General features: G+C 60.2%; 20 protein-coding genes. 5 read left to right on the forward strand and 15 right to left on the reverse strand.

The window, feature by feature from the left end:
* Positions 1-49 precede the first annotated feature (49 nt).
* From LIS66_RS11445 to LIS66_RS11465, 5 genes are all read right to left on the reverse strand, one after another.
* Positions 50-991, reverse strand: coding sequence for an AraC family transcriptional regulator (locus tag LIS66_RS11445; protein WP_227974294.1), 942 nt, complete (start codon positions 989-991; stop codon positions 50-52).
* Positions 992-1,282: 291 nt separating this feature from the next.
* Positions 1,283-2,107, reverse strand: coding sequence for an oxidoreductase (locus tag LIS66_RS11450; protein WP_042610214.1), 825 nt, complete (start codon positions 2,105-2,107; stop codon positions 1,283-1,285).
* A gap of 197 nt (positions 2,108-2,304) precedes the next feature.
* On the reverse strand, positions 2,305-2,514 hold the full coding sequence (locus LIS66_RS11455; protein WP_042610215.1) for a hypothetical protein: 210 nt from the start codon (positions 2,512-2,514) through the stop codon (positions 2,305-2,307).
* 207 nt (positions 2,515-2,721) lie between these two features.
* Positions 2,722-3,162 (reverse strand): type II 3-dehydroquinate dehydratase, encoded by a 441-nt coding sequence (locus tag LIS66_RS11460; RefSeq protein WP_227974295.1) that lies wholly within the window; start codon positions 3,160-3,162, stop codon positions 2,722-2,724.
* Positions 3,159-4,532 (reverse strand): MFS transporter, encoded by a 1,374-nt coding sequence (locus LIS66_RS11465; protein ID WP_227974296.1) that lies wholly within the window; start codon positions 4,530-4,532, stop codon positions 3,159-3,161. Before LIS66_RS11465 ends, LIS66_RS11460 begins: the two co-directional genes overlap by 4 nt.
* 163 nt (positions 4,533-4,695) lie before the next feature.
* Between LIS66_RS11465 and LIS66_RS11470 the strand changes: the two genes are divergently transcribed.
* Positions 4,696-5,580, forward strand: coding sequence for a LysR family transcriptional regulator (locus LIS66_RS11470; protein WP_123418467.1), 885 nt, complete (start codon positions 4,696-4,698; stop codon positions 5,578-5,580).
* 12 nt (positions 5,581-5,592) lie between these two features.
* Here the strand turns inward: LIS66_RS11470 and LIS66_RS11475 are convergent, their stop codons facing one another.
* Positions 5,593-6,507, reverse strand: coding sequence for a LysR family transcriptional regulator (locus LIS66_RS11475; protein WP_227974297.1), 915 nt, complete (start codon positions 6,505-6,507; stop codon positions 5,593-5,595).
* Between the two features lie 159 nt (positions 6,508-6,666).
* On the opposite strand from LIS66_RS11475, the gene LIS66_RS11480 reads away from it, so the two are divergent.
* A complete protein-coding gene (locus LIS66_RS11480; protein WP_227974298.1) occupies positions 6,667-7,677 on the forward strand; it encodes a zinc-dependent alcohol dehydrogenase family protein in 1,011 nt (336 codons plus the stop codon).
* Between the two features lie 66 nt (positions 7,678-7,743).
* Here LIS66_RS11480 and LIS66_RS11485 read toward each other — a convergent pair whose 3' ends face one another.
* The 3 genes from LIS66_RS11485 to LIS66_RS11495 are packed head-to-tail and all read right to left on the reverse strand — an operon-like array spanning position 7,744 to position 10,526.
* The gene (locus LIS66_RS11485) at positions 7,744-8,745 is read right to left on the reverse strand and encodes an NAD(P)H-quinone oxidoreductase (protein ID WP_227974299.1); all 1,002 of its coding nucleotides are present in this window, start codon (positions 8,743-8,745) and stop codon (positions 7,744-7,746) included.
* 1 nt (position 8,746) lies between these two features.
* Positions 8,747-9,079: a carboxymuconolactone decarboxylase family protein gene (locus tag LIS66_RS11490; protein ID WP_217850152.1), complete on the reverse strand. Its 333-nt coding sequence runs from the start codon at positions 9,077-9,079 to the stop codon at positions 8,747-8,749.
* Positions 9,080-9,089: 10 nt separating this feature from the next.
* A complete protein-coding gene (locus LIS66_RS11495; protein ID WP_227974300.1) occupies positions 9,090-10,526 on the reverse strand; it encodes an NAD-dependent succinate-semialdehyde dehydrogenase in 1,437 nt (478 codons plus the stop codon).
* 211 nt (positions 10,527-10,737) lie between these two features.
* On the opposite strand from LIS66_RS11495, the gene LIS66_RS11500 reads away from it, so the two are divergent.
* Positions 10,738-11,664 (forward strand): LysR family transcriptional regulator, encoded by a 927-nt coding sequence (locus LIS66_RS11500; RefSeq protein WP_227974301.1) that lies wholly within the window; start codon positions 10,738-10,740, stop codon positions 11,662-11,664.
* A 69-nt stretch (positions 11,665-11,733) separates the two neighbouring features.
* Here the strand turns inward: LIS66_RS11500 and LIS66_RS11505 are convergent, their stop codons facing one another.
* From LIS66_RS11505 to tspO, 3 genes are all read right to left on the reverse strand, one after another.
* Complete coding sequence (locus LIS66_RS11505; RefSeq protein WP_227974302.1) at positions 11,734-11,985, reverse strand: DUF2790 domain-containing protein; 252 nt, start codon at positions 11,983-11,985, stop codon at positions 11,734-11,736.
* Positions 11,986-12,206: 221 nt separating this feature from the next.
* Entirely contained in the window at positions 12,207-13,190 is a 984-nt protein-coding gene (locus tag LIS66_RS11510) for an alpha/beta hydrolase (protein ID WP_227974303.1), read from the reverse strand.
* On the reverse strand, positions 13,187-13,630 hold the full coding sequence (gene tspO / locus LIS66_RS11515; protein WP_039758892.1) for a tryptophan-rich sensory protein TspO: 444 nt from the start codon (positions 13,628-13,630) through the stop codon (positions 13,187-13,189). The genes LIS66_RS11510 and tspO overlap by 4 nt, the downstream gene beginning before the upstream one ends.
* A 133-nt stretch (positions 13,631-13,763) precedes the next feature.
* On the opposite strand from tspO, the gene LIS66_RS11520 reads away from it, so the two are divergent.
* Positions 13,764-14,030 carry a hypothetical protein gene (locus LIS66_RS11520; RefSeq protein WP_123418460.1) on the forward strand — a complete coding sequence of 89 codons (267 nt, stop codon included), beginning with the start codon at positions 13,764-13,766 and terminating at the stop codon, positions 14,028-14,030.
* 42 nt (positions 14,031-14,072) lie between these two features.
* Here the strand turns inward: LIS66_RS11520 and LIS66_RS11525 are convergent, their stop codons facing one another.
* Positions 14,073-14,984 (reverse strand): magnesium transporter CorA family protein, encoded by a 912-nt coding sequence (locus tag LIS66_RS11525; RefSeq protein ID WP_227974304.1) that lies wholly within the window; start codon positions 14,982-14,984, stop codon positions 14,073-14,075.
* Positions 14,985-14,987: 3 nt separating this feature from the next.
* Complete coding sequence (locus tag LIS66_RS11530) at positions 14,988-16,568, reverse strand: RimK family protein (RefSeq protein WP_042610229.1); 1,581 nt, start codon at positions 16,566-16,568, stop codon at positions 14,988-14,990.
* Between the two features lie 94 nt (positions 16,569-16,662).
* On the opposite strand from LIS66_RS11530, the gene LIS66_RS11535 reads away from it, so the two are divergent.
* On the forward strand, positions 16,663-17,757 hold the full coding sequence (locus LIS66_RS11535) for a GNAT family N-acetyltransferase/peptidase C39 family protein (protein ID WP_083353003.1): 1,095 nt from the start codon (positions 16,663-16,665) through the stop codon (positions 17,755-17,757).
* A gap of 10 nt (positions 17,758-17,767) precedes the next feature.
* Here the strand turns inward: LIS66_RS11535 and LIS66_RS11540 are convergent, their stop codons facing one another.
* Positions 17,768-19,339, reverse strand: a complete 1,572-nt coding sequence (locus tag LIS66_RS11540; protein ID WP_227974305.1) for a sensor domain-containing diguanylate cyclase — start codon at positions 19,337-19,339, stop codon at positions 17,768-17,770.
* Positions 19,340-19,430: the final 91 nt, after the last annotated feature.

Raw genomic sequence — 19,430 nt, forward strand, 5'->3', positions numbered from 1 at the left:
CTTTCTTCCCTTCAATGTGGATTTCTGTGTGTTCAAGACGCGGGTGAAGTCAGTGCGAAGACACAAACGGCGACGCAGTCGCCGGTGCCGGCAGCGCATAGGCCTGTTTCATCCACGCCACTTCCGCTAGCGGTGTGCGGCCGAAGAGGCGTTTGAAGTCACGGCTGAATTGCGAGGCACTTTCGTAACCGACCAGAAATGCCGATTTTGCCGCGGTCAGGTCATTGCGCAGCATCAGCAATCGCGCCTGGTGCAATCGCGTCGACTTCAGGTACTGCATCGGCGAGGAGTCGGTGACCTTGCGAAAGTGCAGATGAAAATTCGGCACGCTCATCTGCGCTTCTTCCGCCAAGGCTTCTACGTCCAGATGCTGGTGATAGCAACTGTGAATCTTGTGGATGGCACGGGTCACTTTGCCGAACTGGCCTTGCTGGGCGATGGCGGCGCGCAGGGTGCCGCCCTGTTCGCCGGTGAGGATGCGGTAGTAGAGCTCACGCAGCATCGCCGGGCCGAGGATTCGCGCGTCGGCATCGTTGCTCATCACTTCAAGAAAGCGCAGGGTCGATTGGCGTAGCGGTTCGTCGAGAGGCGAGGCGTACATGCCCATCGGCTGGGACGTGGGGAAATCCCACAGCTCATCCACTGGCTGAATCAGCTCGGCAGCCAGGGCGAAATCCAGACGCACGTACACCGCGAGCATCGGCTCGGCTTCGCTGGCGTCGGTTTCCATGGTGAAGGGTACCGGTACTGACACCACCAGATAATGCTGAGCGTCGTAGACGTAGACTTCATCGCCGAGATAACCGCGTTTGCGCCCCTGACAGAGGATCACGATGCCCGGTTCGTACAACACCGGCGTGCGTGTCAGCGGACGGTTGGAACGCAGGAAACGCACATCGTCCAGCGGGCTGAGGTTGTAGCCTTCCAGCGGGGCGAGCTGGCTCATCAACTGGACCATGCGTGTTGTGAGCGGGTCTTTCGGTTTCGGCATGGGTTGTGGGTCTCCTCTTGTGAAAAGGCGAGTTTGAACCTGTCTGGCTAATTGGCGGGGTGTCAGACAGAGCCCTCACCCTAGCCCTCTCCCAGAGGGAGAGGGGACTGACCGTGGTGTTTGGTCGGGATATGGCGACCTGAAAAATCGCGCCGAATGCTGACCGCGCTGTTCTGGCGCAATAAGCCCTGCGGAAATCGTCGAGGCAGGCTCAGGATTTGAATCCACCGAGATCGGCTCCCTCTCCCTCCGGGAGAGGGCTGGGGTGAGGGGCTCTTGATCTTCGTGCCTTCAGCCATCCGTCGAGCGGCTAAGGTCTTCCCATTGCTCAATACTCTCCGCCGTGCGCTGCAACTTGTCACGCACCAACGCCAGAGCATCACTGCCAAGCAGCAAGTGAGCCGGCGGGTTTGGACTGTCGATTACCGTCAGCATGGCGCGTGCAGCTTTCTGCGGATCGCCCAGTTGGCGGCCGTTTTTCTCCTCGCGGGCCTTGCGCACCGGATCGAAGCTTGCGTCGTAATCACTGATACTGCGCGGCGTGCGCTGCATCGAGCGGCCTGCCCAGTCGGTGCGAAATGACCCCGGCGCTACGGCGGTGACAAAAATACCGAAGGGCGCAAGCTCCTTGCTCAAGGTGTCGGAGATGCCCTCCAGGGCAAATTTGCTGCCGCAATAATAGGCGATCCCCGGCATGGTGATATGGCCGCCCATGGAGGTGATATTGAGGATATGTCCCGCACGGCGCTGGCGAAAATACGGGACGAATGCCTTGGTCACCGCCACTGCGCCAAACACGTTGACGTCGAACTGCCGGCGCATTTCCTCCAGTGAGGACTCTTCGAAAATCCCCTCATGACCGTAACCTGCGTTATTGACCAGCACATCCACCGGGCCGTGACGATCCTCCACCGCCGCAACCACCGCATCGATGGCAGCGAAATCGGTGACGTCCAGCAGCACGCCATGTGCGCGCTCGGCCGACAGCGCCTCGAAGTCTGCCAGCGCGGATTCACTGCGTACTGTGCCGATCACGCGATGGCCCTGGGCGAGTGCTTCCGCGGCCAGCGCTTGGCCGAAGCCGCTGCTGACACCAGTGATGAAAAGGGTCTTCATGGATCTTTACTCCTGCAGGCGATGAGAGAGGCCATGCTAGGGCGGATATCGCTGGCGGACGATGCCGAATCGGATCTTAGTATTGCCTGTTCCTATCAATTTGGTTGCGATCAAGTGGTTCAGCGCTGGTCCCAAAAAGCGGAAAAGTCCTGCAGGTTTCAAACCCGCAGGACTTTTCTGTTCTGGGCATCACGCGCTTAGGCTGCGCGACGACCCGGGGTGCGGTCCGATCCGTCAGCGGCGAGCGCCTCACCCAGTGGGGTGCGGTCTGAACCGTCGGCGGCAACAGTCTGCTGTGGCTCGCTGACCTGGGTAAAGAAACGATCTTCCTGATTGCTCGGTACGGCGAATGCGCTGGCGCTGAGGGCGAAAGTGGCGACGGCGATCAGTTGGCTTACAGTTTTCATGGCGGTGACTCCGGTCAAATCGAGATTGAGGTCCGGGTCGTTCAGATCAGCATCTGGTTAACCCGTTTGCAGAGGTGTGTTCTGCATGGGTTCAGATTAGGGGGCAGGGTGGTGTTGGCGTTAGGCAGATCCTGTTGGCGAGTTGCCTGATTCTGTTGCGCTGAAGGGGGGCTCGTCAGCGTTCACTGAACGAGCCCAGCGCGCTTTCTATCGACGCAACAAGTCATCGACCGCCCGTATCGCCAGCGCATAACCGTCGGCGCCCATGCCGCAGATCACGGCATTGACCACCCCGGACATGATCGAGTGGCGATGCAATTCATCACGTGCGTGGATGTTCGACAGATGCAGTTCGATCAGCGGTGTGCTGAGCAACTTCAGCGCGTCGAGTACCGGGATGGAATGAAACGACAGGCCGGCCGGGTTGATGATCACTGCTGCGCCTTGTTCGAAAGCTTCCTGAATCCAGTCGACTATCACGCCTTCGTGGTTGGTCTGGCGAAACACGCAGTGCAGATCAAGTTCCCCGGCCAGTTGCTCACTGCTCAGACGAATTTGCTCAAGAGTGGTGTGCCCGTAGATATGCGGTTCACGGCGGCCTAATAGATTCAGATTCGGGCCGTTGAGAATAAAGACAGTGCGGTTCATGGTCGTCCTGCAGCGTTATTTGGAGAGAGGGCGGGTGTGGCCGTTGTGTCGGCGTTGTCTGGCGTCACGGCGTTCAGGTCGATGCCGCGGGTTTCCGGGCCGATGAGGATCATCGCCAGCGAAATCAGATTGATCACCGCGCACAGCGTCACCAGAGGCCATGGCGAATTGTCGGACTGGCTCATCAGCCACACGGCAATCATCGGCATCGGGCCGCCGATCACCAGGTTGGCGCCGGTATAGGCGAGGGCCGAGCCGGAATAGCGCACCTGGGTGGGAAAGGCTTCGGCAAACGCCACTGGCTGGATGCCGCTTTGAAACTGGGTGAAACCGAGGAACAGACCCATGATTGCCATGATGGCGGCGACGTTCAGCGTGTTGAGAATCGGGAAGTAGACGAACAGGATCAGCAGGGTCATGCACGAGCCGAACGCCAGCGCTTTCTTGCGCCCCCAGCGATCAGACAGATAGCCACCGGCCAACGCCCCGACAATCGCGAACACGTTGGCGACCATCAGCGACATGAAGCCTGTCGACTGGCTGAAGCCCAGATGCTTGGTCAGGTAGCTGAGGGAAAAAATCACGATCAGGTAGAACAGCGCCGCGGGTGAGCAGAAAAACAGCATCAGACGCAGGATGGTCTTGTAGTGGCTGCCCATGGCCGATTTGAGCGGGCTTCTTTCCTGTTTGACCGGGTTCTTCTTCAACGCGACGAAGGCCGGGGTTTCATCGACCTTCAGGCGGATATAGATCGCGACGATCACCAGCACGAAGCTCAGCAGGAAAGGAATTCTCCAGCCGAAACTTTCAAACTGTTCGCTTGAGAGGGTAGCAGCCAGACCCATCAGCACGCCGTTGGCCAATATCTGACTCAGCGGTGAACACAGACCGAGCAGCCCGGAATAGCGCCCGCGACGATCGGGCGTGGCATGTTCCAGCGCCATCAATTGCGCCCCGGTGGATTCACCGCCGAGCGCGAAGCCCTGGATGATGCGCAGCAGCACCAACAGAATCGGCGCGAGAATCCCCACTTGCGCATAGGTGGGCAACAGCCCCATCAACACCGACGCCAGGCCCATCAGGGTGACCGTGGCGAGCATCAGGTTGCGCCGGCCCAGTTTGTCGCCGAGGTAGCCACAGGTAATCGCGCCCAGCGGTCGGGCGGCGAGTCCGACGCCGAATGTGGCAAGCGATGCCAGCAGCCCGGCGGTCGGCTCCATGGCCGGGAAAAACAGCTTGGGCAGGATGGTTGCCGACACCGCGCCGTACAGGGTGAAGTCAAACCATTCCAGCGCAGTGCCGATGGTCGCAGCGGTCACCGCTTTGCGAGGCATGCGCAAATCGTGTGTCTCGTGACTGATTGTGCTCATTGAGGGGCTCGTCATTATTTTTATGGTTACGGGGTCCCCGTACGATTGCGCTCAGCGCTGGCCTGGGCAGATCGTCGAAGTCAGTAGACAGTAGCCCATTCGCTCTAGAGAATAATTATCGAAATCACGATAAATAGATAAGCCAGCCTTATGGATCATTGAAATGGAATTGCGTCATCTGAAAGCCTTCGTAGTCGCCGCCGAGCTTCAGCATTTCAGCCGGGCAGCCGAACAACTGGACATCGCGCAACCGGCGTTGAGCCAATTGATGCGTACGCTGGAAGCCGAATTGGGGTTGGCATTGTTCCGCCGGGAAAACCGTAGCGTGGTGTTGACGGCCGCCGGCGAGGCATTCCTGCCACACGCGCGGCAGTCGATAGAGGCCAGTGAGCGGGCGACGGCGGCCGCGCGACGTGCACGGCGCGGTGAGGTAGGCGAAATCAACATCGGTTATCACTCGGCGTTGTTCGAGGCCAACCTGCCGCAATTGCTGCGGCATTACTTCAGCACATTCCCTGAAGTCAAAGTGTCGCTGGTGGATGCCGGGATCCGCGCGCAGTTCGACATGTTGCTCGATCACAAGCTCGATCTGGCATTTGCCCGCGTGTTCAAGGATCACTTGCCGGACCGTCTTCGCACCCATCATTTCAGCCAGTCACGGCTTGTCTTGCTGATCCCGGACAACCATGAACTGGCGGACAGCTTCAGCGGTGAGCTGGCGACACTGCGCCACGAGAAATTCGTGCTGTTGCAGGACAGCGCCGGCATCGGCCTGACCTCGCATACACTGCAGGCGTGCCGACAGAACCAGCTGCATCCCGAGAACATCATGTACGTGCCGTCACTGATGAGCATCCCGGGCCTGGTGGCGGCGGGCATCGGTTTGAGTATCGTGCCTGAGGCCGTCACTCGTTTGAGCATGCCGGGCATTCGGATCATCCCGCTGAATCAGGCGGAAATGGTCAGTGAGCTGTCGCTGATTTCCCGCATCGACGAGCGCTCCAGTGCAGTGCTGCACTTTATCGAAGAGGCGCACGGCTGGGAGTGAGGAGGCCTGACTTCAGTCCTGCACCCACGCTGCGTGCAACTGCACAAACCGCACCTGCAACCATTCGATGAACACTTGCACCTGCGCCGGCAGATGCGTGCGGCTTGGATACAGCAGCGACACCGGTCGAGGCAGCGGACGCAGCGGTTGCAGAATTTCCACCAGCGCACCACTGGCCAAATGCTCGGCCACCGCAATACCCGGCGCCTGAATAATGCCGAAGCCTGATACGCCGCACTGCACATAGGCGTTCGACTCGGTGACGGTAATACCCTTGCGGCTGACGTAGGTTTTCTGTTTGCCCTCAACTGTAAACTGCCAGGGCAAGGTGCGGTTGTTCTGGCCCGAGAGAAAGTTCACGCCTTGATGATTCGCCAGATCTGCAAGCGTTTCCGGTGTGCCGTGCTCGCGCAAATACTCGGGCGCGGCGCAGGTGACCATGGTCGCCAAGGCGATAGGGCGGGCGATCAGGGTTGAGTCGGGCAGTTCGCCGATGCGCAGCGCGCAGTCGATGCCTTCGCCGACCAGATCAACCGCGCGATCGGTGACGCCCAGCACCATGTCGATGCCGGGGTAGGTGTCGGTGAATTCGCGCAGGCTTTTGATGAATTCCAGCTGCGCGAACGCCGTGGGAATGTCGATGCGCAGGCGGCCGGACAGCGTGGCTCCGGTGCGATCGAACATGGTGGTGGCGGCGGTGATCTCGGCCAGAATTTCCTGGACCCGCTGATAGAAAAGCTCACCCTCGGCAGTGAGTGCCACTTTCCTTGTCGTGCGCTGGAACAGGCGCACGCCCAGCGACGTTTCCAGTTCCTGAATATAGCGAGTGACCTGCGGCCGGCCGATGTCCAGCGACTCGGCGGCTTTGGTGAAACTGCCCAGCTCCGCGAGTCGGGCGAACAGGCGCATCGATTGCAGTAATTCCATGACTTTCCCGGTGAGCTTCAGTGTCGGGTTTTGTTGCCTGAGAATAGAACAATCATGTCTGTTTCCAAGCATTTATTGCGCTGCTGTTAAAGCCAATCATGGGCTCAAGGCAAACCTGCTGAGGGTTTGCGGCCAATAACGTGTATTTGGAGGCTCACCATGAAAGCGTGGTTACTGAAAGATTTCGGGCTCGACAATCTACAACTGGGCGAGACGCAAACGCCGCAGCCCAAGGCTGGCGAGCTGCTGGTCAAGGTCGGCGCGGTATCGCTGAATTTCCGCGACAAGGCCATCGTTGACGGCATCTACGAGCCGCACCTGGTGCCGAAACCCCTGATTCCGGTCAGCGATGCCGCCGGTACCGTGGTCGCCATCGGTGACGGTGTGACTCGTTTCAAGGTCGGCGACCGGGTCAATTCGCATCTGTACTCGCGCTGGCTGGACGGCGAGCCGGGGACGAACGAACCGGATTATTGCTTCGGTTCGCCGCTGCCGGGCGGCTTGGCCGAGTACATGATCATCCACCAGGACAGCGCCGTCGGCGCGCCGGCCAATATGAGCGATGAAGAGGCGGCGACGCTGCCAATCGCTGCGCTCACCGCGTGGTACTCGCTGGTGGATTTCGGCGCGATTCAACCGGGCCATACCGTGTTGGTGCAGGGCACCGGCGGCGTATCGATCTTCGCCGTGCAGATCGCCACCGCGCTGGGCGCCAAAGTCATCGCAACCTCAAGCAGCGATGACAATCTGCACGCGGTAAAACGGCTGGGCGCGGTCGCCGGCATCAACTACCGCAGCACGCCGAACTGGGCGGACGAGGTGCTCAAACTTACCGAGGGCAAGGGGGTGGATCTGCTGCTCGATGTGGCGGGAGGCAATGGCATCAATCAGTCGGTAGCAGCGACCAAGGCCTCGGGGCGGATTGCGCAGATTGGCTTTCTGACAGGGCAGACCGTCGAGCTGAACCTGATGCCGCTGATCTTCCGCCAGACCACCATTCGCGGCATTGCGGTGGCACCGCGTTCATCGTTCGACCGGATGAACGTGTTCCTCGCCGAGCACGACATTCGCCCGGTGATCGACCATGTGTATCCGTTCGAACAGGCGCGCGAGGCCTATGAGCATCTGGCGAAAGGGGCGTTTGGCAAGGTTGTGATCAAGGTGAGCTGATCAGCGCAAACGTCAGACAAACCAAGGCCAGTCAGCTCAACTGACTGGCCTTTTCTTACGTCTGTCTTAGCGCAAATCCTCCGGCTGCATCGTCAGAATAATCTTCCCGACATTCTGCGAAGACTCCATCCGCCGATGGGCATCGGCTGCGCGAGTTAGCGGGAAGGTGCTGTCCACCACCGGTTCCAGACTCGCAGCGCCGGCGAAGCGTTTCAGCCAGTGGTCGCGAAAGCGCTGGATCATCGCGTGCTTCTCCGGCTGGGTGCGCGACTTCATCACCGTGCCGATGATTTGCAGATGTCGGTAGAGGATGTGCTCCAGCTCCACGTCGACCTTGCCGCCGCCGCCAAGAATGCCGACCTGCACCAGGCGACCACCGTGGGCCAGCGAGGCTATGTTGCGCGCGAAGTAGGGCGCGCCGATGAAATCAATGATCACATCGACGCCGCGCCCTTGGGTTTTGTCGGCGATGACTGCGGCGAAATCCTCGGTTTTGTAGTCGATGGCCACGTCGGCGCCCAGGTGTTCGACGCGCGAAAGCTTGCTGCCTTCGGTGGTCGCGTACACCGTGGCGCCGGTGGCGTAGGCCAGTTGCACGGCAGCGGAGCCGACGCCACCGGCGGCGGCATGGATCAGCACTGAGTCGCCTGACTTGAGTCGGGCCAGGTGCAGCATCGCTTCGTGGGCGGTGACGAACACTTCGGGAATCGCCGCGGCGTGCACATAGTCGAGCTGCTCCGGAATCGGCATGGCCATGCGGTAGTCGATGCGCGCCAGTTCGGCGTAGGCGCCGCCGCCGACCACGCCCATCACCCGGTCGCCGACGGCGAATCCGCTGACCTCGCTGCCGGTCTCGAGCACTTCCCCGGCAATCTCCAGACCGATGATCAACGAGTCGCCGAAGTTCGCATGGCCGTAGCCGCCGGTTCGGTGAGTCAGGTCGGCACGGTTCACGCCGGCCGCATAGACACGCACCAGCAGGTCGGTCGGGCGTACTTCAGGGTTGGGCGCTTCGCCGAGTTGCAGCACTTCTGCCGAACCGAATTCTTTCAGCTTGATGGCTTTCATCTCAGCGTTGCTCCGTGTCGGCAAGCGTGGCATTGGCGATGGCCGAGGCGGTGATGGCGCCCGGGAAACCGACGTAAAAGGCCAGGTGCGTGATCGCCGCCGACAACTCTTCATGGCTCACGCCATTGCCGACGGCACGGCGCAGGTGCGCGGGTAATTCTTCGCAGTGGCCGCCGGCAATCAGCGCGGCGACAGTGATCAGGCTGCGCTCGCGGGGTGACAAGGCGGGGTCGCTCCAGATCTGCGGGTACAGCGTTGAGTCCACGAATTGCGCCAGTTTCGGGGTGAAGGCGCGGGCGGCTTCGCGTGGGCTGCTGAAATCGATAGTCGACATGGAAATCCCCTTAAACCTGGCTGATGAATTTGTTGGTGAGATAGTGCTCGATGCCTTCGATGCCACCTTCAGAACCGTGGCCGCTTTCCTTCATGCCGCCGAAGGGCAGTTCGGTGGCGACGATGCGGTACTGGTTGATGCCGATCATTCCGGCTTCCAGGCCATCGGCGACGTCGATTGCGGTGCGCGCATTGGAAGTGAACGCGTAGGCCGAGAGGCCGTAGGGCAGGCGGTTGGCTTCTTGCAGGCCGTCGCTCAACTCATCGAAAGGCATCAGTATCGCGATGGGGCCAAAGGGTTCTTCGTGCATGATTCGCGCACTCATCGGCACATCGGCCAATACGGTGGGCTGAAAGAAGAAGCCTGCGCCCGGCAACGCTTCGCCACCGGCCAGCACCCGCGCGCCTTTCTCGACGGCGTCGGCGATCAGTTGCTCCATCTTCGCCAGTTGCCGTGTGTTGGCCAGAGGGCCGACCTGGGTTTGCGGATCCATGCCATCGCCGATTTTCAACGCCTGGGTGGCCGCGACGAAGTGCTCGACAAACTCGGCGTAGGCCTCACGCTGGATAAGAAAACGAGTCGAGGAAATGCACACCTGACCGGTGCCGCGAAAGCGATTGGCGACGCCTTCCACAGCAGCCTTTTCGATGTCGGCGTCGGCAAACACCAGCACCGGGCCGTGGCCGCCCAGTTCCAGAGTGATCGGCTTGACGCCTTCGGCAGCGCGGGCCGAGAGCAGCCGACCGATCGGCACCGAACCGGTGAAGGTGACTTTGCGAATGATCGGTGAGGCAATCAGATGGCTTGAAACTTGATCCGGCACGCCGAACACCACTTGCAGCACGCCTTTGGGCAAGCCGGCATCGTCCAGCGCCCGGGCCAGGGCCAGCGCGGTGGAAGGGCTTTCCTCGCCGGGCTTGAGCACCACACTGCAACCGGCAGCCAGCGCTGCCGAGAGCTTGCGCGCCGGGGTGATGGCCGGGAAATTCCACGGTGTGAACGCTGCGACGGGGCCGATGGCTTGGCGTTTGACCAGTTGCAGTACACCCGGACGATTGGCCGGGACGACACGGCCGTCGATGCGTCGTGCGCTTTCGGCGAACCACTCGAAATATTCCGCCGCACGGGTCACTTCATCGAGGCTTTCGCGCAGTGGCTTGCCTTCTTCCAGCGTCATTTGCGCAGCGATGTGCGGGGCGCGTTCGAGGATCAGGTCGGCGGCGCGCTTGAGGATTTTTGCGCGCTGGTCCGGCACGGTCTGGCGCCATTGGTCGAAGCTCAGTCGAGCGACTTCGAGGGCGTGATCCAGATCGTCTGCGGTGGCGAGTGGCACCTGACCGATTTCCTCGCCGGTTGCCGGGTTGACCACGGCAGCGGTAGCGCGGTCTTGGGCGGTGAGCCATTGACCACCGATGAAGAGATAGAGCGGATCGTAAAGAGTGTTCATGGATGTCGCCTTCATGGTTAAGGATTCATTCGGCGCCTTGTACGCAGTGGTTCAGGCGTCCCGTGGAATCCAGTCTATGGAAGGCGTGCCGTTTGATTTAGCCGGCCACGAGGGAATCATTGTTGTCCCAGAAGGTAATATCGAGCGCAGGGGCGAGCGTGTAGCATCCGTCCTTATCCGCAGTGAGTGGCAGTTCTACAGGACGATCAGGATGGACAAACTTTCAAACATGTCGGTGTACATCAAGGTAGTCGAGATGGGCAGTTTCACTGCCGTGGCCAACCATCTCGACTCCACCGTCGGTAACGTATCGCGTGCGGTCTCGGCGTTGGAAAACGTGCTCGACACCCGCCTGTTGCAACGCTCGACCCGGCGTCTCTCGGTGACCGATGCGGGCCGGCGGTTTTATGAACGCTGCGTGAAGATTCTCGCTGACCTGGAAAGCGCCGAAGCCGAGGCGAGCAATGCCGCCTTGCAACCACGAGGGACGTTACGGGTGCACTGCGTGCCCGGACTGGCCAGGCAACTGGTGACCGGCGCGGTGCTGGAATATCGCCAGGCGTTTCCCGAAGTGACCGTCGATTTGATGCTCTCCCAACGCATGCCCAATCTGCTTGAGGATCAGTTGGACGTGTCCATTCTGATCGCGCGAACGCTGCCGGATTCGGCGTATGTCAGCCAGAAGATCGGCGTCAGTCACTGCGTACTGGTGGCCTCCCCGGAATACCTGGCGCGGCATGGCGCACCCAAAACGCCGGAGCAGCTTTGCGATCATCAATGCCTGCTGCTCGGTACGGTGGATTACGTGCGCGATGAATGGCAGCTCAAAAGCAAGGCGGGCGATGCGACTTTCATTCCGAGCGGGCCGAGTTTCAGCGTGAACGATATGGACGCAATGGCCGTGGCCATTCGCGAAGGGGCGGGGATTGGTCTGTTGGCAGGCTTCACGGCGATCGACGATTTGCGTACCGGCAGGCTGGTGCGGGTGCTGCCCGATTACCACACCTACGAGCGCAATGTTTACGCGGTCTACACGTCTCGCCAGTTTGTCGATGCGAAGATCACGCGATTCATCGATACCTTGAAAACCCGGGTCGGCGCGCAGTTGGCGAGCACTGCTCAGGCGCTTATCGATTGAAGCGGTAAAGCATTTGCGTCTCAGCGAGCCAACTCTGAGACGCAATGGGTGTGCGAGGTATTGGCCCGATCAACCGTTGCTGCAGCCGCTGCCCATGACCTCGTATTGCAGGATGTGCTGTTTGCCTTGAGAGTCCTGATAAGTCATGTGCATCGGCACTACGGCGCAGACATCCGGCACGGGATCTTCCGAGATGATTTTGGCGACGTCGAGGTGACTGGCGTAGGTGTATTGCTCGACGGGAGGCGTGGTAGTCGAATCCTGAGCCATGACCACCGAGCTGAAGCCGAAGAGTGCGAGGACGAGCATTGAGACTTTCATGGGTGTTTTCCTTTGCCGAAGTTGAGTGTGCTGCTGGAACGAACTCTATGCGGCGGCTGGCGGGGGAAACAGGCGCGGATCGGGTAAAGACTGTTTACGGTTTGAGCCACAATCGGCATGGGGTGAACGAGCGCGCAGGGTTCAGCGCAAACAAAAAAAGGCGCCGGTGAGGGCGCCTTTTGCTTGTCTCGGTTTTTTACGGCTCGCCATGCAATCGGCAGCTACGAAAGCGCCGGGCTCATTTCGGCGGATTTCACTGAGTAGCTTGCCACTCGCGCCGAAATCCACTCCCGACTGTAAGCCAGCACATTCTCAGCAGTGGCCGTGGGAAAGTGAATAAACCCATGCGGACACTCCGGCAGCACATGCATTTCCACCGGTGCGGCGTGTCGCCAGCGCTCGGCGATGAGCCGCGTGTCATCCAGCAGCGGATCGAGCTCACCGGCAAACAGCAGCGCTGGCGGCAGTCCGCTGAAATCGCCATACAGCGGCGACAGCGGTGGCTGGCGTCGTTGTTCGTCGCTGATATCCGGCGTAAGCAGGCGTAACGCTTCGACCATCCCGGGGCCGTCGAGCACCAGAGTATCGGCGGGTGCGGTGCGCACGCTGGGCGTGCCGGTCAGGTCGTAGACGCCGTAATACAGCAGCGCGCCGCAGATCCGTTGCAGCAGTTGCGGCGAAGATTCAAGGGCGAGCAGGGTGGCCGCCGCCAGATGCCCACCGGCCGATTCGCCGACGACTACTACGGGCAATCCGGCGAATTCAGCATCGTTCAAGATACCGCGCGTGGCACGCAGACAGTCTTCCAGCAAGCCCTCGATTGGCGTCGACACCGCCAGCCGATAATCCACTGACACCACCGCCACGTCGCAGGTGTTGACGATGGCGATGTTGAAGTGGTCGTTCATCTGCGCATTGCCGATCACCCAGCCGCCGCCGTGGAAATCCACGACAACACCTTTGGCTTTGCCCTTGGGGCGGATGATGCGTACCGGCACCGTGTCGATGATCATCCGGTCGGCGGTCAGCCCATGCTGGCGCAGCTTGCCAGCGCCGCCGATCTGACCCGCCCGCAACAACGCCTGAATCAGCCGTGGGGTGACTCGATTGCGCACCTTGAAGCGCGGCAGCCAGGCGAGCTTTTTGTTGAACGCGCGCACCTGCGCCAGCTCGCGCTCGCCTTGCGGCCAGGGAAAATCGCTCACAGGCGATTTTTCATCAGGATCGAGCAGTTCAGCGCCAGTGCAACGCACAGCCACGCCAGGTACGGGAACAGAATCAGCCCGGTGACCACGTCCAGTTGCAGCGCGAGCACGACCATCACCGCGACGACCACCCACAGCACCGCCAGAATCACCAGCGCCGCCAGCACCTGATGCGCGCCGAAGAACACCGGTGTCCACAGCGTATTCAGAGCGATTTGCGCGGCCCACAAGGCCAGCACTGTTTGGCTGCCGGGGATCAGGCTCAGGCGATAACCGGCCCAGGCCAGCAGCAGGTAAATGATTGTCCAGGCCACGGGAAAGGCCCAGTTGGGCGGCGTGAACGAAGGCTTGGTCAGCGATTCATACCACGGGCCGGGTTTGAACATCACGCCAGTGGTTGCCGCCGCCGCGCAGGCCAAGAGGAAGATGAAAAAGGTCATTGCCAGTCCTTAGCTGTGATCAGCTGTTATGGAGAGTTAAGAAGAGGACGCTTCGCTGCGCAAAAAGTTTGTTTGCAAACGCAAAATGGCAGTCAGGTTGAACTAAAAGCTGACCGTCGCGTCAGGATAAACAGTGCCTTTTCCCACCGACGCGGACGACAACATGTACACCTATCACATCGAATACCGTTTCAACGGCGAGCCTCGTACTTATCTGCTCGAACTGAAGGACGCGCAACTGACCGAGCACGACGCGGCGATGCATCTGCTGCAACTACATCTGGGCGATGCCGAAAACAGCCTGGTCATGCCCACGGCGGATTCGACGCCAGAGCAGATTCTTGAGCAGGCCGAGCGGGTAGGGATTACGGATATCCGGGTGGTCAGCCGGACTAATTGACCTTCAACTGCGGCGCAGGCGGCGGCAGGACCTGACCCGGATTCACGCCATGCGCCGCAGTGCAAGCGCCATCCCCGCGCCCACGAGACCCATGCAAGCGATCAGCACCGGGAAAGACATCCACCATGGAACGCCGGACGTCATCATGCTGAACTCCGACATGCCGCCGATGCCGGCAATCAGGTTCAACGGAAGGAACACGACGTTGATCAGCGTCAGCTTGCGCAGCGCCCGGTTCATGCTGTTGTTGGCGAGATTGCCATGGGATTCGATGAGGTTGGCGAACACCTTGGCGTGAATTCTGGCCTGCTGGAAGCTTTGTTCGTTTTCCACGATCAGGTCGTTCAGCGATTCCAGTTGACCGTCACTGAAGCCTTGGCGTTGGCCGTGGTTGCGCAGCAGCGTCAGCACCGCGCCGTTACTTTGAATCGCATTCACGTAGTACACGAGGCTTTCGCTCAGGTTGTACATCTGCGCCAATTGCTGATTGTCCATCGCACGGGTGAACTGATGCTGAATCTCCCGAGCGATCTGTTTGACCACGCGCAGATGCCCGAGGTAGTGATGAACGCTTTCAGCGAGCAACGCCATCAGCACATCCAGTGGCCCGGTCATTTGCGCATCTTGCTCAAGGCTGGAGAGCAGCGAGTTGCTCGCACAAATAACCACCAGGCGCTTTTCGCTCAGCACCACTCCGAATGACGAGACGTTGAATGCTCGCCCGTCGAAGCTTTCCGGGCGCTTCCAGATCAGGAACAGGTGATCCGGTTTGATTTCGATCCGGGCCACCTCGTCCGGATCCAGTGACGACTCCAGCACTTGAGCGCCAATGCCCAGACGTGTTTGCAACGTCGATTGCTCGACGGCGTTCGGGGCGACGGCCAGCCAGACAGTCGTCTCGTCTTCGGTGCCCTGGCGCAGTGCACCGCAATCAATGCAATAGCGTTCAATCATCGCTCACCACGCCTGGCCACGGTGTTTGAGCTCGAGCCTCTGCGTGAACGCTTGCAGCACGCGCCGATACAGTTCGTCGCCCAGCACCGCGTCTTCGATGCCGGCGTCGAGGTTGGGGTTGTCGTTCACCTCGATGACCAGAACCCGATCGCCCGCCTGCTTGAGGTCGACGCCGTAGAGGCCATCGCCGATCAGCCCTGCCGTCTGTACTGCGAGTTGCACGACGTCGGGCGGTGCTTGCTCGACGGGCACCGCCTCGCACATGCCGTTGATCTCGCCGGGCAGGGCCTTGTGGTTGTAAATCTGCCAGTGCCCCTTGGACATGAAGTACCTGCAGGCATACAGCGCCTCGCCATTGAGCACGCCGACGCGCCAATCGTATTCGGTGTAGCAGTACTCCTGGGCGAGCAGCAGAACCGAGTGCTCGAATAATTCCTGTGCAGCCGTGGCCAGCGCTTGCGCATCGGTGACCTTGATAACCCCCCGTGAAAAACAGCCATCGGGGATTTTCAGTACCAAGGGAAAACCCAGGCGACGCCCGACGTTTTCAAGTTCCTGCGGACGATCCTTGTAGAGAATTTCCGTTACGGGCATGCCCAGACCTCGGCGCTTCAACAGGTCGGCCAGATAAACCTTGTTGGTGCAGCGCAGGATGGACGACGGATCGTCAATCACCACGAGGCCTTCGCTTTCCGCCTTCTTGGCAAACCGATAGGTGTGATCATCCACTCGCGTGGTTTCGCGGATGAACAGCGCATCGAATTCGGCGAGCCGCGCATAGTCCTTTTTCTCGATCAGCTCGACATCGATGCCCAGCTGTTCGCCCGCTGCGATGAAACGCTGCAACGCCTCGGGGTTCGAGGGCGGTAGGGCTTCGTCAGGATCATGCAGGATGGCCAGGTCGTATCGGGCCACACGTTTGGAGGCTGGCTGACGCCACGTCCTGCGATTGAAAGCATCCAGTGCATCAGCGAAAACGTGCTGCTGTTCGTCGCGAAGCCTGTGCAGCGCCCCGGCTTTGATGCCCGCTATCTGCCAGGTCTCACCACGGCGAAACTCCACCAGCAGGATAGGGCAGGGGAACGCCTCGAACAGCTGACGGCCGATCTCTTGCAGCGGCTCGATCGAGGCCTTGCCGAAGTACAGCGACAGCGTGAAAGCCTCGGTTTCGCCGTATGGATGGTTGGCCAGCGCCCGCTCCAGGGTGCGTTCCAGATCATTCAGCCCGACCCCGTAAAGCGCTTTGCGCGCCAGCTCGCTGACGGTGCGAACCGAGGGGAATACCTTGTGCCCGCGCGCCTCGGCCAGCAATGAACAGTAGTAGCCCTGACCGAGGTATTTGTAGTTGCGGCAGAGGTTGATGACTTGGGTGCGATGAGGAAAATCGTCGCTGTGTTCAAGGTAATCCTGAGCGAGCATCAGGCTCTCGCTGGGCAAGTAATCAGCCCAGTCATCCTTGCGTTCGACCAGTATGAGCAATCGACTCCCCGAGGGCTTGATACTGGGAGGTTCCTCGCTGAGGGAGATTGTCGAATGCTCGGTTTTGTCTAATACTTCGTTCACGTTGGCTTGCACCGCTGACATGAGTAATGAATCCCTGTTGAAGAAGACGCCGCTTCAATAAATCACGGGCCACTGGGCCTGTCCCGGTTCGTTACTCAAACTTTACGGTGCGGTCATGTCTTTTGATTTTCGCTTTGCGTCGATGGACGATATCGACGATCTGCTCGAACTGGAGCGGGCGTGTTTTGCCCTCGACAGATTGAATCAGCGCAACTTCAGCTGGATGCTCAGTCGAGCCAACGCGGCGCTGATCGTCGCTACATCGGACGCAAGACTTGCCGGTTATGCCTTGGTGCTTTTTCACCGCGGCACTTCGCTGGGGCGCTTGTATTCCATTGCCGTCAGCCCTGTGTGGCGTGGACACGCGCTTGGCCAGCGTTTGCTGGAGGAAGCCCAGGCCTGCGCATTGGCGCGCAATTGCGCATGGCTGCGCCTGGAGGTGCGCGCGGACAACAGCGCTGCCATCCGCCTCTACGAAGCCAACGGCTATCAGCGCTTTGCCAGCGTCGAGGACTATTACGAAGACCACTGCGAGGCGTTGCGCTACGAGAAGCGCATCCTGTGCGAAGCGCCCGCACCCGCCCGCCAAGTGCCGTACTACCAGCAGACCACCGAATTCACCTGCGGCGCGGCGTGCCTGCTGATGGCGATGTCCGCCATCGATCCGACCCGTGCCATGACCCGAGCGGAGGAAATCCAGCTATGGCGCGAGGCAACCACCATTTTCATGACCGCCGGCCACGGTGGCTGCAGCCCTCAGGGCCTCGCATTGGCCGCCTGGCGGCGCGGTTTCGATGTGCGCCTGGAGGTCAGCCACCAGGGCTCGCTTTTTCTTCACGGCGTACGCAGCACAGAGAAAAAGTCGATCATGCAGCTGGTCGAGGATGGTTTTGCCCAAGACCTGGCGACCACGCAAGTGCAGCAGGTGCTGGCGTCCAGTCTGGATGTCGGTGCGGCGTTGGCGGCCGGCTACAAACCGGTGGTGCTGATCAGCAGCTACCGATTCACCCGCTTGAAAGCGCCGCATTGGGTGATCATCACCGCGTGTGACCAGGACTTCGTCTATTTGCATGATCCGGATGTCGATCACAGCAAACTCAAGCGCGGCCTGGACTGCCAGCACTTGCCGGTCAGTCACCAGGAATTTCTGCGCATGACGGTGTTTGGCGTACAGCGGGTTCGCGCAGCGGTGATGCTGCGCTCCCGTTGAGGCGCGGTGGCTAGGCGCCGAGCTCTTGATCGCCGATACAGTAGCGATCCCTACCTTTTTGCTTTGCTGCATAAAGCAGCTTGTCAGCCGACTCGATAAGAGTGGCGGGGGTCACTTCATGTTCGGCCGGTTTGCCAACCGCAATACCTGCACTGGCAGTGACGTGACCCTGCGGATGGGCTCTGTGCTCCAGCCGCAAGGAGCGAATAGCCTCAAGTATTTCTTGGGCCACAAGCGCGGCCCCGCGAATATCCGTGTTGGGCAGCAACACGGAGAATTCCTCGCCGCCATAACGCACGGCCAGATCACCGGGCCGTTTTACCGCTTGCGCAATCGCTTGGCCGACAGCGCTGAGGCAATCGTCACCCGCCGCATGGCCGTAGGTGTCGTTGTAGAGTTTGAAGTGATCAACGTCGAGCATGATCAATGAAATCGACGACCCCTGACGTCTGGCCAGGCGAATCTCGTCGGCCAGTGCGGTGTCCAGGCGGCGGCGGTTGGCCAGGCCGGTCAGGCTGTCGGTCAACGCCATGTCCTTCATGGCCTGGTGGGCCTTGCGCAGATCCTTTTCCATCACCATGCGTTGGCGCAATTGCCTCAAGACAATCAGCCCGAAGACCGTGAACGCCGTGATTACCGACATCAACACGAATCCGGTTTTGATCAGGTCCCAGCGCCACGGCGCAATGATCGATTCCCGGGAAAGTCCGGTTTCAACCACCAACGGGTACGTGGTCAAGGCGCGGTAACCGTACAAACGCTGGGTGCCGTCGACGATGGCTCGGACCTCGGCGATACCTTGGTTGGAATAGGGCAGGTAATTCTTGAAAACCTCACTGTCGGCGAGGCTCTGACCGATCACCGAAGCGATGAAAGGGCGACGTACGAGGATGGTGCCGTTGCGTAGCGCCAGGACCAGCGCACCTTTGTCGTCGATCTTGAAATCCCCGTAATAGTCGACGAAGTAACTGACCTTGATCGTCCCCAGCAGCACGCCGGCAAAGGAGCCGTCCGGGTTATTCAAGCGACGCGAAATCGGGATGATCAGGTCATCGGTGGATTTGCTCTTGACGACATCGCCGATGCGCACGTTTCGATCGGTGTGGGTGCGGTGATACTGGAAGTAATCGCGGTCGGCGTTGTTCGCCGGGTCCGGGATGATTTCCTTGTCGGTGACGATCCAGTGCCCGTCCGGGCCGTAAATGAACAGGCCGTGCAGCTGCGGCATCAGCTTGGCCTGCTGGACCAGCAACTTGTGGATGCGCGGCACGTCAATGTTCTGCAAGCCATCGCCTTCGACGCGCTCGCCCAGCGCGGCGGTCAATACGTCGACCTGGCGAATGGCGTCCTCGGCATGCTGTGCTGTCGCCCGAGCGAGGTTGGTGACCGAATCCCGGGCGGACGAAAACGCGGAGTGGTAGTCACGCCACGTCCGCCATCCTTCCACTCCCAGAAACGCCAGAATTACCGTCAGCATGAAGATCACGGTCAGGCGGAAAGCGGCTATCTCGCTGGCAGCTTTGATGGGAGCGGTTTCTGCGGCGTCATGCCCTTTGCTGTCGGGCAGTTTACGACCGAGCATTTGAAGGTCCTTATGCTTGTCATCTCTCATCTCCTGAAAGATGACCATCCGTTTCCACTGGGGATTCAATTTATTGCCTTGGGCAAGCGGC

This window comes from Pseudomonas sp. HN2 (assembly GCF_020736465.1).
In the GTDB taxonomy this organism is placed as follows: Bacteria; Pseudomonadota; Gammaproteobacteria; order Pseudomonadales; family Pseudomonadaceae; genus Aquipseudomonas; species Aquipseudomonas moraviensis_A.

Coding starts and splice junctions, on each gene's coding strand:
- LIS66_RS11445 (WP_227974294.1), bottom strand. CDS start 991: ATGCCGAAACCGAAAGACCCGCTCACAACACGCATGGTCCAGTTGATG.
- LIS66_RS11450 (WP_042610214.1), bottom strand. CDS start 2,107: ATGAAGACCCTTTTCATCACTGGTGTCAGCAGCGGCTTCGGCCAAGCG.
- LIS66_RS11455 (WP_042610215.1), bottom strand. CDS start 2,514: ATGAAAACTGTAAGCCAACTGATCGCCGTCGCCACTTTCGCCCTCAGC.
- LIS66_RS11460 (WP_227974295.1), bottom strand. CDS start 3,162: ATGAACCGCACTGTCTTTATTCTCAACGGCCCGAATCTGAATCTATTA.
- LIS66_RS11465 (WP_227974296.1), bottom strand. CDS start 4,532: ATGAGCACAATCAGTCACGAGACACACGATTTGCGCATGCCTCGCAAA.
- LIS66_RS11470 (WP_123418467.1), top strand. CDS start 4,696: ATGGAATTGCGTCATCTGAAAGCCTTCGTAGTCGCCGCCGAGCTTCAG.
- LIS66_RS11475 (WP_227974297.1), bottom strand. CDS start 6,507: ATGGAATTACTGCAATCGATGCGCCTGTTCGCCCGACTCGCGGAGCTG.
- LIS66_RS11480 (WP_227974298.1), top strand. CDS start 6,667: ATGAAAGCGTGGTTACTGAAAGATTTCGGGCTCGACAATCTACAACTG.
- LIS66_RS11485 (WP_227974299.1), bottom strand. CDS start 8,745: ATGAAAGCCATCAAGCTGAAAGAATTCGGTTCGGCAGAAGTGCTGCAA.
- LIS66_RS11490 (WP_217850152.1), bottom strand. CDS start 9,079: ATGTCGACTATCGATTTCAGCAGCCCACGCGAAGCCGCCCGCGCCTTC.
- LIS66_RS11495 (WP_227974300.1), bottom strand. CDS start 10,526: ATGAACACTCTTTACGATCCGCTCTATCTCTTCATCGGTGGTCAATGG.
- LIS66_RS11500 (WP_227974301.1), top strand. CDS start 10,738: ATGGACAAACTTTCAAACATGTCGGTGTACATCAAGGTAGTCGAGATG.
- LIS66_RS11505 (WP_227974302.1), bottom strand. CDS start 11,985: ATGAAAGTCTCAATGCTCGTCCTCGCACTCTTCGGCTTCAGCTCGGTG.
- tspO (WP_039758892.1), bottom strand. CDS start 13,630: ATGACCTTTTTCATCTTCCTCTTGGCCTGCGCGGCGGCGGCAACCACT.
- LIS66_RS11525 (WP_227974304.1), bottom strand. CDS start 14,984: ATGATTGAACGCTATTGCATTGATTGCGGTGCACTGCGCCAGGGCACC.
- LIS66_RS11530 (WP_042610229.1), bottom strand. CDS start 16,568: ATGTCAGCGGTGCAAGCCAACGTGAACGAAGTATTAGACAAAACCGAG.
- LIS66_RS11535 (WP_083353003.1), top strand. CDS start 16,663: ATGTCTTTTGATTTTCGCTTTGCGTCGATGGACGATATCGACGATCTG.
- LIS66_RS11540 (WP_227974305.1), bottom strand. CDS start 19,339: ATGCTCGGTCGTAAACTGCCCGACAGCAAAGGGCATGACGCCGCAGAA.